General features: G+C 25.7%; 11 protein-coding genes and 1 tRNA gene. 11 read left to right on the top strand and 1 reads right to left on the bottom strand.

The genetic code is table 11. From position 1 onward, the window contains the following. Window positions 1–33 precede the first annotated feature (33 nt). From Q7K47_10760 to Q7K47_10785, 6 genes are all read left to right on the top strand, one after another. A complete protein-coding gene (locus Q7K47_10760) occupies window positions 34–723 on the top strand; it encodes a PAS domain-containing protein (GenBank protein ID MDP0507672.1) in 690 nt (229 codons plus the stop codon). Between the two features lie 311 nt (window positions 724–1,034). Continuing rightward, a complete protein-coding gene (locus Q7K47_10765; GenBank protein MDP0507673.1) occupies window positions 1,035–1,676 on the top strand; it encodes a helix-turn-helix domain-containing protein in 642 nt (213 codons plus the stop codon). A 108-nt stretch (window positions 1,677–1,784) separates the two neighbouring features. Beyond that, entirely contained in the window at window positions 1,785–3,311 is a 1,527-nt protein-coding gene (locus Q7K47_10770; protein ID MDP0507674.1) for a sodium-dependent transporter, read from the top strand. A 3-nt stretch (window positions 3,312–3,314) separates the two neighbouring features. After that, window positions 3,315–3,416: a MetS family NSS transporter small subunit gene (locus Q7K47_10775; GenBank protein MDP0507675.1), complete on the top strand. Its 102-nt coding sequence runs from the start codon at window positions 3,315–3,317 to the stop codon at window positions 3,414–3,416. Window positions 3,417–3,601: 185 nt separating this feature from the next. Further along, window positions 3,602–3,880 (top strand): hypothetical protein, encoded by a 279-nt coding sequence (locus Q7K47_10780; GenBank protein ID MDP0507676.1) that lies wholly within the window; start codon window positions 3,602–3,604, stop codon window positions 3,878–3,880. A 125-nt stretch (window positions 3,881–4,005) separates the two neighbouring features. Further along, window positions 4,006–4,758 carry a DUF368 domain-containing protein gene (locus Q7K47_10785; protein ID MDP0507677.1) on the top strand — a complete coding sequence of 251 codons (753 nt, stop codon included), beginning with the start codon at window positions 4,006–4,008 and terminating at the stop codon, window positions 4,756–4,758. 70 nt (window positions 4,759–4,828) lie between these two features. On the opposite strand, the gene rpsT is transcribed toward Q7K47_10785, so the two are convergent. Then, entirely contained in the window at window positions 4,829–5,089 is a 261-nt protein-coding gene (gene rpsT, locus Q7K47_10790; GenBank protein MDP0507678.1) for a 30S ribosomal protein S20, read from the bottom strand. A 212-nt stretch (window positions 5,090–5,301) separates the two neighbouring features. Between rpsT and Q7K47_10795 the strand changes: the two genes are divergently transcribed. The 5 genes from Q7K47_10795 (at window position 5,302) to Q7K47_10815 (ending at window position 11,951) form a co-directional block, all read left to right on the top strand. Next, window positions 5,302–7,770: a helicase C-terminal domain-containing protein gene (locus Q7K47_10795; protein ID MDP0507679.1), complete on the top strand. Its 2,469-nt coding sequence runs from the start codon at window positions 5,302–5,304 to the stop codon at window positions 7,768–7,770. Window positions 7,771–7,789: 19 nt separating this feature from the next. After that, the gene (locus tag Q7K47_10800; protein ID MDP0507680.1) at window positions 7,790–9,865 is read left to right on the top strand and encodes an HDIG domain-containing protein; all 2,076 of its coding nucleotides are present in this window, start codon (window positions 7,790–7,792) and stop codon (window positions 9,863–9,865) included. Between the two features lie 49 nt (window positions 9,866–9,914). Beyond that, complete coding sequence (ybeY, locus tag Q7K47_10805; GenBank protein MDP0507681.1) at window positions 9,915–10,349, top strand: rRNA maturation RNase YbeY; 435 nt, start codon at window positions 9,915–9,917, stop codon at window positions 10,347–10,349. Between the two features lie 13 nt (window positions 10,350–10,362). Further along, the gene (locus tag Q7K47_10810; GenBank protein MDP0507682.1) at window positions 10,363–11,874 is read left to right on the top strand and encodes a hypothetical protein; all 1,512 of its coding nucleotides are present in this window, start codon (window positions 10,363–10,365) and stop codon (window positions 11,872–11,874) included. A 2-nt stretch (window positions 11,875–11,876) separates the two neighbouring features. Then, a tRNA-Thr gene (locus Q7K47_10815) sits at window positions 11,877–11,951 on the top strand. Window positions 11,952–12,117 lie beyond the last annotated feature (166 nt).

Genomic DNA, 12,117 nt, shown 5'->3' on the forward strand with positions numbered 1-12,117 from the left:
AAATATTCTCATAATGAAAAAAGGAGGTTTGTGATGAAAGCAGAACTTTATCCATATTTAGGGTTAATTGATTTTTTAGCCCATACTTTAGGACCAGATTATGAAATAGTTTTATATGATTTTTCTTTTGAGGGGAGTTCTATAATATCTATAGCTAATGGAGGTATCAGTGGTAGAAAAGTAGGAGCACCATTAAATAAAAAATCTATGGAAGCGATATCTAAAGGAGTTTATAAAAGTAAAAACTATATATCTGATTATATATCTTTATCGAAAGAAGGAAAGATGTTAAGGTCAAATATTTATTTTATAAAAAGTTCAAATAATGAATTATTAGGATTGTTATGTATAAATTTTGATGATAGTAGGTATCAACTTTTAGTTGAAGATGTTTTAAGGTTATGTCATCCAAATGATTTTGCTCGAGAAAAAAATATTTATATTGATAAGCCAGAATTAAAAGAAATTAATAAAAATGAATTTGAAAATTTTTATAGTTCTATGGAAGACGCTGTAGATGAAATATTGAAAGTAAGTATAGATGGTTTGGGTATGCCAGTAGAAAGATTAACCTTAGATGAAAAAATGAGGATAGTGGAGACAATGAGTAATCAAGGTGTTTTTATACTAAGGGGAGCAGTAAAATATGTTGCTGAAAAACTTAAATGTTCTCAAGCTAGTATTTATAGGTATTTAAAAAAAGTTAAAGATAATACTAAATAATAAAAGAATAAGTATTATTATAAATGGGATATATGATTTATTGTTTTAATAGATAAAAAAATTAAAAATATAACTATTTTAAAAATAAGGTTTTATAATAAAATGTGTAAAAAATAAATTTTATAAATAGTTACAAAAAATAGATAAAATCCTAAAAAATAGGTAAATAGAGGCCAAGATATATTTTATATATTTGTTTTGTATTAAAAATATATTATAATTAGTATTGTATTGGAGAAAAAAATCTTATTTTCAGTTATAATGAGAAAAAATTCCAAAAATGAGAGGTGATTTAAATAGAAAATCAAGAAATTTTAAAACATTATAAATTTATGGTAGAGTTTTTAGGGAATTCTTTAGGGAAAGATGTAGAAATAAATTTATATAGTTTTTTAAAAAATGAAGAAGGTAAATTGGTAGCGAAAACTTTAAATTGTAATGAAAAGTTGGGGAGTTCTATTCCAAATATGTATTTAAAGATTATAAAAAAATATAAAAATATTAAAGGGAATGTAATCAATAAAATTCCTGGGAAAGATAAAAATGGAAAATTATGTAGAATTTCAACTTATTTTATAGAAGATAAATTAAAAGAAAAAATAATAGGTATATTAAATATTAAAATAGATATTTCTGAAATTATTTCAGCTGCTAACTATTTAAATGAGACTTTAAAAAGTATTACAGGAGGACCTGAAAGAAATTTAACACAAGAATATGAAGAGGAAACTTTTAGAATAACAGTTGAAGAATATTCAGAGAAAATGATTAATAAAATGTTTAGTGAAATAAAGAAACCAAATGATGCGTTAACTACTTCAGAAAAAATTAGAATAGTTAAAAGATTAGATGAAAAAGGTGTTTTTAATTTAAAAGGAAATATTGGGGAATTAGCAAAAAGATTTAATACTTCGGAAAAAACTATATATAGATATTTAAAATCAGAAAATTAAATTACTATAAATTAGAACTTTGAACTGTCTAAATATATAAGGGCGAGCTTATATTTTGAAATAATTTTTTTAGGTTATTTAAGTAGGGGAAATATCTAGGAGGTTGGTATGGCAGAAAAAAGAGAAGTGTGGGGAAGTAGGAGAGGATTTATTTTTGCAGCAGTAGGAGCAGCTATTGGATTGGGTAATTTATGGAGATTTCCATTTCAAGCTTATAGGAATGGAGGAGGAGCTTTTTTCTTGCCTTATATAGTTGCTTTATTTACGTGTGCTATTCCGCTAATGATACTAGAGTATACTTATGGAAGAAAAGTAAGAGGGGGATCAACAAAAGCTTTTAGGTTGTTAGGCAAAAAATATGAGTGGATTGGATGGCTTCAGGTTATGGTTCCAATTATAGTAATGATGTTTTATAGTACTATAATATCAATTTCTGTTATATTTATGGTTTGGTCATTGGGACATGCTTTTGGGATAATAAATTGGATGTCTGATCCAGGAAAAATAATGGGAATGATAGTAGGTGGAGGTTCAGGACCTTTTGATTTTGCAGCAGGAATAAGTAAATATTTATTAGGTTTTGTGATTGTTGTTTGGTTAGGAAATTGGTTGATTGTTAAAAATGGGGTATCTCAAGGAATAGAAAAAGCTTCTAAGATATTTACTCCTTTATTAATGGTTATGATGGTAGCCTTTATGATTAATTCAGTGAGATTACCAGGGGCAACTTTGGGATTAAATGAACTATTTACTCCAGATTTTAATAAAATTTTAAATCCAAATATATGGGTAGCAGCTTATGCTCAAGTATTTTTTTCTACAACTTTAGCAGTGGGGGTTATGATAGCTTATGGATCTTATTTAGGTGAAGATTGGGATATAGTTAACAACTCTTTTATTACTGTATTTTCAAATGCTTCTTTTGATATAATTGCAGGAATTACTGTATTTTCAACTTTAGGATATTTAGTTCATAATATGGGTGTTGATTTTAATTCTTTTGGATCAGGAGCAGGTATAGCTTTTATTGCTTTTCCAATTGCTGTATCAACAATCACTACAAATACTTTTCTTCAAGGGATAATTGGATTTTTATTTTTCTTTTGTTTATTCATAGCGGGATTATCTTCAAGTATATCAATGCTTGAGTCTTTTTCTGCAGCAGCACTAGATAAATTTGATATAAAAAGAGAAAAATTGGTAGGGTTTATTTCTATAGTTGGATTTTTAGGAAGTGCTTGTTTTGCAACTTATGCAGGATTTAATTTTATATTAGATATAGTGGATGCTCATGTTGGTCAATATATTATAGCTACTTTAGGTCTAGTAGAGTCAATTTTAATAAGTTATGTTTATGGAATTGAAAAAATAAGAGTAGATGCTAATAAATATTCAGATTTTAAAGTTGGAAAAATATTTAATTTTTTATTAAAGTATTTAACTCCAGCTATGCTTGGGATAACAGTTGTAAGTAATCTAATCGGTGGATTTAAAAAATTAGTAGATTTAAAGACAACAGATAAAGCTGCATTTATGGGGCAGATAGTTTTCGGGTGGGGAACTATTTTATTAATGGTTATTTTTGCTACTATATTTTTTAGAAAACAATGGAAAAATTCAGAAGAGGAGGATTAATATATGAATAAATCAGCTTTAATTATGATGATATTTGGATGTGTAGCTGTTTGGGGTGGATTAATAGTGACTTTGTCAATCGCTATAAAAAAAGGAGATTTATAGGAAAATAATAATTATTTTAAATAAAAAATGATTGATAAAAAAACAAAAAAAACTATAAAGATATAAAAATTCAAAAAAAATAAATAAAAATATAAAATCATTGAAAAAACAAAAAAAACATATATAATATTTTATATATCAAAGGTTATTTAATTTTTAAAAATTTATATATGGAGATGATTTTAATGAAAGGTTATATTTTTGAAAAAAATGTGAATTTAGTTTTAGCAGCACTTATTGTTATAGCTTTATTTTTAGGTGAGAATTTAATTGTTGGTTATTTATCTTTAGTTTTTTTAATTTTGTCAGTTATTGTTTCTTTTAATCTCAATTTAAGAGCTTATTTTAACAATCAAACTGATATAAGAGAAGAAGAAAATATTTCTAAAGAATTATTTACTTCTAAAGAAAAAGAAGTTCAAAGCGCAGCTTTAAAAAGCTTTAAAACTTTAGTTTGTAGGTAGTAATAAAAAATAAAAGTCACGTTATTATTTAAAAAAATAATAACGTGACTATTTTTTATTTATTTTCCAATTTTTAATAAAAGTATGTTAGAATATAAAAACATCAATAGTGCTTTGGAGGAAAAATGAAAATAAATAATTTTATTATAAATATGTTTAAAGGTATGGGGATTGGAATTGCGAATGTTATACCAGGAGTTTCAGGGGGAACTATGGCAATAGTTTTTGGAATTTATGACAAATTGATAGAAGCCTTAGCTAATTTTATAACAGCTTCAATAAAGAAAAAGGTAGAGTATATTATTTTTATCGCTCCGATAATAATAGGAGCAGTTGTAGGAATTTTAGGATTTGCTAGAATAGTAGAATTTTTATATGCGAATTATCCTTTATATACAAAACTTATTTTTGTAGTTTTGGTTCTTCCTTCTATTCCAATAGTTGTTAAAGGGGAAAGAATAAAAGAGATAAAAAATATAATTTATTTTTGTTTAGGAATGGTTTTTGTTTTAACTTTTTTCATGTTAGTTCATAAGTTTAGTGCTGAAGATATGAGTTTTCAGATAAGGAAAACTTTTGATACATCTTATGGAATAAAGTTATTATTTTGTGGATCTCTAGCAGGAGGAGCGATGATAATTCCAGGTATTTCTGGATCTTTGTTGTTGCTAGCTTTAGGAGAACATCAAAATGTAATATATTATATAAGTAATTTAGATTTTTTACCACTTGGTTATTTTGGAGTGGGAGTAATTTTAGGAATTGCTTTATTTACAAAAGTTATAAATTATTTTTTAAAAAGATATAGAAGTTTAACTTTGTTTTTTATACTGGGGATAGTAGTTGCTTCTTTGATAGAAATGTTAATAAATATATAATTTTTATAAGAAAAGAAAAAACCCGGAAGAAATTTCTTCCGGGTTTAACTTATTAGTTATTTAAATCTAATTATAAAGCGTTAACTCTAGCAGCTAGTCTAGCTTTTTTTCTAGATATAGTATTTTTCTTGAAAACACCTTTAGAAACTGCTTTATCGAACTCTTTATAAGCTGCAGATAAAACTTGTAAAGCTACTTCTTTATTACCATCTTCAATAGAAGCTAGTACCTTTTTAGTTGTAGATTTTACTCTAGTTTTTACTGCTTGATTTCTAACTCTGTTTCTTTCATTTAAAATTACTCTCTTTTTAGCTGATTTATTGTTTGCCAAATCAAAACCTCCTAATATTATATAAAAAATTTATTTGTTCCTAAACGTAAAATAGGTGATAATCTAAAAAGAGACACACATATTTAAAACAATGGACCGAAAATATTATATCATAAAATTTAGGATTATCAAAGGAAAATAAAAAAAAGTTTCTGCTTTTTAAGAAAAAAAATATGATATAATCTATAGTATAAAATATGGAGAGGGAAGTCATGAAAATAGAAGAGGTAATAGATTTAGAATCTAGGAAAAAATTAAAGAAAGAAATTGAGAATTCAGGGGAAAATGAAGTTTTCTTTAAAGGAATTTTGGATGAAAATAGAGTGGTGTCTGAAGTTGTTCCTTTAGCTAGAGGAAATAAATATAGTGTTCCTGCTTTCTTGAAGAGGATGAAAAGAAATGAAGTAATTATACACAATCATCCTTCTGGATATTTATACCCTTCTGATGCAGATATTGAAGTGGCGAATATATTTGGGAATAAAAAAGATGGTGGTTTTTACATTATAAACAATAAAGTTGATGATGTTTATGTGGTGATGGAGTCTTTTTCAAAGGAAAATAAAAAAATAGATGTTTTGCCTTATTTTGAAGAAAAGGGATTAATATCTCAGAAATTTAAAGAATTTGAATTTAGAAAAGAGCAAAATGATATGGTACAACATATTCAAGAAGGTCTAAATAAAGAAAAAAAGATTATTGTAGAAGCTGGAACAGGAACAGGAAAAACTTTAGCATATTTGATTCCTAGTATAGAATGGGCTTTGGAAAATGAAAAAAAAGTAGTTATAAGTACAAATACAATTAACTTACAAGAACAATTAATAAACAAAGATATACCAATGATTCGCAAAATTATGGATAAAAAATTTAAATATATTTTGGTTAAGGGACGAGGAAATTATTTATGCAATAGAAAATATTATAATGTTTCTAGTGGGAACATTATAAAACCAGCAAATATATCCGAAGAACAAAAGGTGCAAGTAAAAAAATTAATTAATTGGGGAAGAGTAACTCAGACAGGAGATAAATCAGAGTTGAGTTTTGAACCTAGTTATGATATATGGGAATATTTTCAAAGTGAAAGTGATACTTGTTATAATGGTTGCCCTCATAGAGAAGAATGTTTTTTCTTTAAAGCTAGGGATGAGAAAAAAAATGCAGATATTTTAATAGCTAATCATCACATATTTTTTTCAGATTTAGCTATTAAAAAAGAAATTGGTTTTAATACAGATTTTTCTATATTACCAGAATATGGATTAGTTGTTTTTGATGAAGCTCATAATATTGAAAAGGTTGCTAGAGATTATTTTTCTTATGAAGTTTCAAAATATAGTTTTGTAAAATCAATGAATAAGATTTATAATTTAAGAAAAGAAAAATTATTAGAGGGAAAAGAGGGTAAATATAAATTAAATTCTCATTTAGAAGTTTTGTGGAAATATTTAAAAAAAATTGATATAGAAAATAAAAGTAAGATTGAAAAAATAATATGTAATGATTTAATAGAAAAACATAAAAACTTATTTTTAGCAGGAGATATATTTTTTAAAAGAATAATAGAAATTTTTTCAAAAGGTCAAAATGGAAGTTTATCAATTAGAATAAAAAAAGGGGATATGCTTGAAACTAATTTTCTAAAGATGCTAGAAAAAGAGAAGCAAGATTTTGTTCTAGAGTTTAATACATATTTAAATTTGATAAAAAGATTATTATCTTTAGTTTCAGAGGCGGAAGATAAAGAGGGGAAGATTAGTGAATTTGTTAATTATACCAATAGATTAGAGAGCTTTTTAGCTAACTTTAATTTCATAAATACCTTTGAAGATGAAGAGTTTATATATTGGATTGAAGTAAATGAAAAAAAGAATAATTCAAAATTAGTAGCAACTCCTTTAAAAGTTGATAATGAACTTTCTGAAAATTTATATGAGAATTTGAAGCAAATAATTTTTACTTCTGCAACTATTGCAATTGTCAAAAATTTTAAATATTTTAAAGAATCTATAGGACTACAAGAAGAAACTTATGATAAGATTATAGCTTCTCCCTTTGATTATGACAAACAAATGAAGGTATATTTACCTGAAGGGATTTCAGCTCCAAATGATAGAAATTTTTTAGATGATGTTCAAAATTTATTAGAAAAATTAATAATTAAAAGTAAAGGAAGAACTTTTGTTTTATTTACATCTTACAGAGCTTTAAATTATGTTTATTATTCGATTAGAAAAGAGTTAGAAAAAAATGGAATAGAGCTATTTATACAAGGGATGTATCCAAGAACAAAGTTGGTTGAATTATATAAAAAGAGTAATTATCCGGTTTTATTTGGTACAGACTCTTTTTGGGAAGGAGTTGACGTAAAAGGGGATAAGTTAAGTTCAGTAGTAATAGTGAAATTACCTTTTAAGGTTCCTAATGATCCTATTACAGAAGCTATTATTGAAAAATATGAAGAGCAAGGTAAAAATTCTTTTTTAGAATATCAGATACCTGAATCAGTAATAAAATTTAAGCAAGGAATAGGAAGACTTATAAGGAGTAAAGAGGATAGAGGGGTAGTTACAATTTTAGATAATAGGGTAATAACTAAAAGATACGGAAAATATTTTTTACAGAGTATTCCTACTAGAAATATAATAAAAAAAGATGTTAAAGAGATAATCAGATAGTTTTTTTTTGGAGGAACTTATGAAAAAATTTAGATTTTTTGGAATTAAATTAGTTTTAAAATTAGAAAAAGAAAATAAGGATGATATTGAAATTTATTCATCTGCATATAATTTGAAAGAGAAAATAATGTATTTAATGTTAGCGATGTCTTTTGTCATTTTAACAGCAAAAGTGATGCCTCTTTTAAGTAGAAATCATTATAAACAAGGGAATATAATAAAAGAAAATATATATTCTCCTAAAACATTTAAATATAATGATAAGGTTAAAAGAAATGCAATAGTACAAGAATTGATATTAACGTCTAAGAAAGAATATATAAATGTTCCTGAAGTTGAAGAAAATTATATAAAAGGATTAGAAAATTTTTACAATCAAGTGCTAGATTTAAAAATGGGGAAAAAATTAGATTTTAATTATAAATATATTGAAGATATAATTGGAAAAGATATAAATAAAAGTATTATTTCAGAAGTGTCTAAATTAAAGTTATCTGAAATAAAAAAACAAAAAATAAAACTTTTAAGTGTTGCAAGATTTATTTATTCCGAAGGAGTAAGGAAAGAGGGCCAAGTGATAAGTTTAGGTGTAGAAACTGAAGCGAAGTTATCTCAGTTGAATGATCTTGAAAGACAAATTTTAAATTCATTCATAGTACCTAATTTAATCTATGATAAAGAAAAAACAGAAAATAAAATAAAAGAGAAAACTTCTATGATAGAAGATCAAATAACAGAGATTTCAGCAGGAACTTTAATAGCTAAAAAAGGTGAAGTTTTAACTGAAAGAAAACTTAATATATTAAGTGCTGCAGGGGTATATTCTTATGGAGAAAGTTTATTAAGGTTGATAGCTAATATAGTTTATTTGTTAACAATATCTGTAGGGGCGTATAATTTATTGTATGGTAGTTATAAAAAAGAATTACTTAATAAAAAAATCTATAAGTCTATATTATTTATAACTATTGTGATGTTTTTAGTTTATAGATTTATAGACATAAAATACTTATATTTATTACCATTTGAGATGGTATTCTTTCTAGTTGATGTATTGGTTAACCCTAATTTTGCATTTATGATGGGGATGATATACTTAGCTTACATAATGCCTTTAACAGGTTATAATGTTTTTTATTTTATAATTTCATTATTATCTATGGTTTTTGGGATAAGATTATTTAAAAATATAAAAACGAGATCTCAATTGATAAGTATAGGAGTTCAGTTATCTATAGTGAAATTCATTTTCTATATAATAATTGCTTATTTTTCTAGAGTATCAGGGCTAGAAATAGTATTTAATGCTAGCTTGATAATTATTTCAGGAATAATGTCAGGAATGTTAAGTATTGCAATAGTTCCATATTTTGAGAGGACATTTAATATATTGACAACTTTTAAATTGTTGGAATTAGGAGATTTATCTCAACCTCTACTTAGAGATCTTTCTGTAAAAGCTCCAGGAACTTTTTATCATTCGATGATGGTTGCTACTATTTCGGAAAATGCAGCAGCTGCGATAGGAGCTGACAGTGTTTTTACAAGAGTAGCTAGTTATTATCATGATATTGGGAAATTAAAAAGACCTAAATTTTTTGTTGAAAATCAAGAAGGTGGAGAAAATTTACATAAAGGATTAAGCCCATTTTTAAGTGCATTAATAATATTATCTCATACTAAAGAAGGGGTTGAGTTGGGGAAAAGTCACATGATTCCTAAGGAAATAAGAGATATAATGTATGAGCATCAAGGGACTACATTGTTAACTTATTTTTATAACAAAGCTAAAAAAGATAATGTTAATGTTAGAGAGGAAGATTTTAGATATTCTGGACCAAAACCAAAAACAAAAGAATCAGCTATAATAATGTTAGCAGATTCTGTAGAAGCTGCTGTTCGTAGTTTGGATAAAAAGACTTATACAACAATAGAAGAAATGATAAGGAAAGTTATTACTGGTAAAATAGAAGATGGACAGTTGTCGGATGCTAATTTAACCTTTAAAGAAATAGAGATAGTAATCAGAATATTTACTAAAACATTGATAGGAATTCATCATGTTAGAATAAAATATCCTGGACAAAAAAAATAAAAAAATCAAGGAGGAAAAAGTGTTAATTAATTTAGAATTAAGTTTAGATATAGAGGGGTTTGAAGATGAAATTTCTTATGAAGCTGTAGATAAATATGTGAAAGAAGTTTTGACAAAAGAGTATAAAAGTGATGCAGAAATTTATATTTCAGTTTTATTAACAGGAAATGAAGAAATACAAAATATAAATAGAGAATACAGAGGAAAAGATGCGCCTACAGATGTAATATCTTTTGCTTATCACGATAATGATGAAGCTGTAATAGGTGCTTATGATAGTTTAGGAGATATTGTAATTTCTTTAGAAAGAGTAGAGGAACAAAGAAAAGATTATGGGCATTCTTTTAAAAGGGAATTTTATTATGTTTTGACACATGGATTATTACATTTGTTAGGATATGATCATATTGAAGAAGAAGATAGAAAAATTATGAGAAAAAAAGAAGAAGAGATTTTGGCTGAATATGGTTATGTGAGAGGATAAAAAGGGAGAAATTATGCATAATTCAAGAGAGTATTTATTTTTGGGTATTTTAGCTTATTTTAATTTTCCTAAAAATTCAATTGGGAAGACAATAGCTGAGGCATTGAAAGAAATGGACTTAAAAAAGCTTTCCACTAATGATAATCTTTTAAAAAATGATGTTTATTTTAGAGGAGAAAAGTTTTTTTCAAAAGAAATGAATGATTGGATAATACATAAAATAGAAAACAGAACAGGGAAAAGTTCTCAAAACGTAAAATCAGGATTTTATGCAGTTGTATTTAAAAGAAAAGATGACTATGTTATTTCCTATAGAGGAAGTGAAACTTCTCCTTTAAAAGAAGCTTATAGAGATTTTATAGAAACAGATTTGTTGATTGGTTTAGGGAAAAGACCTCTTCAATTTTTTGAGGGGGTAGAAGTTTTTGAGGGATTGATTAAAGAAGATATTAAGTTAAATCAAATTAGTCTAACTGGACATTCCTTAGGCGGTGGGATAGCTCAATTTGTAGCTATAATGGCTTATAAAAAATATATGAAGATTCCTTTAACTTATACATGGAATTCGGTAGGGATAAAAAGAGATGGGATAGTAAATTTTGATGATTTTTTTGAGTATGAAAAAATATTAGATAAATGTGGGCTTACAAAAGATGAAAAATTAATTTTTAACGATTTCAAGGAAAGTTATAATAATTTTATAATAAAAGAATTGAAAAAAAATAAGATAATAAGAGATAGAAAGACATTATTGGTAGATAAAAGTTATGATTTTCAATTTGATATGACACAAGAATTTGTGGATTCTATATCTAAGCAAACTAATTTGAAAGAAATTTTAAAAAGATTACCATTTAAAAGAAGGAAAGAGTTGTTTTTAAATGAAAACTTTTTAGGGAAATTTTTCCAAATTGAAAAAATAGTAGAGAAAATTTATAGTGCTATAAAACTTCAAGAATTAATAAATGAAAATGAAATTTTCAAAGGGAAAATAATAAATTTTTGTCATTCTAAAGATTTGGTGAGTTTTTTGTTTCCTCATATAGGAACGACTTATCAAGTAGATTTAAATTTTTTAAAAAAAGATACGGTAAGAGTGAAAAAAGTTTTAAGAAATTTTAATATCTTTAGTAAATCAATACAAGACTATCATTTTGAAGATGTGTTTATTCCTCTTTTAGATTCAAAAGGGATTTTTTCAAAAAAGGTATCTAATGATTATATAGCTAGCGCGGTTAGAAAGTTAATTTATAAAGAAGTTAATTTTAATAGAGAATTTTTAGGAAGTTATTATTTAAATAAAGAATTATCAAAAGAAAATTATATAGAACAGAAACAAAAGATAATTTCTGGAATAAAAAAAACAAAGGAAAATATTTTATATAAAGAAAAAATATTAAATCAAATTGAAAATATGAAATATCAAGAATTGGTTGAATTATGGAATAAAATTATAAAAAAAATGGCTAGTCCGTACATAAATCAAGATATTTATGATCTGATTATTTTTAGAGAAAATTATTAATAGCCACTTTAGCTTAGAGGGAAAGCCCTGTCATGGTAAGGCAGTTTAGGTTGGTTCGATTCCGACAAGTGGCACCAGAAATAAAAAAATAAAATAAAAGTAAAAAAAAATGTTGACATAAGTTGTGGAAAGTGGTATTATACTTCTTGTCCGCAAGAGAAGCGAACGAAGGACATTAACAACAGAATAGAGAAGTTTAACAAGATAAGCAAGCAAACCTTAAATGGTGTTTAAAGAAACAAA

Source organism: Fusobacterium sp. JB019, assembly GCA_030673965.1.
In the GTDB taxonomy this organism is placed as follows: domain Bacteria; phylum Fusobacteriota; class Fusobacteriia; order Fusobacteriales; family Fusobacteriaceae; genus Fusobacterium_B.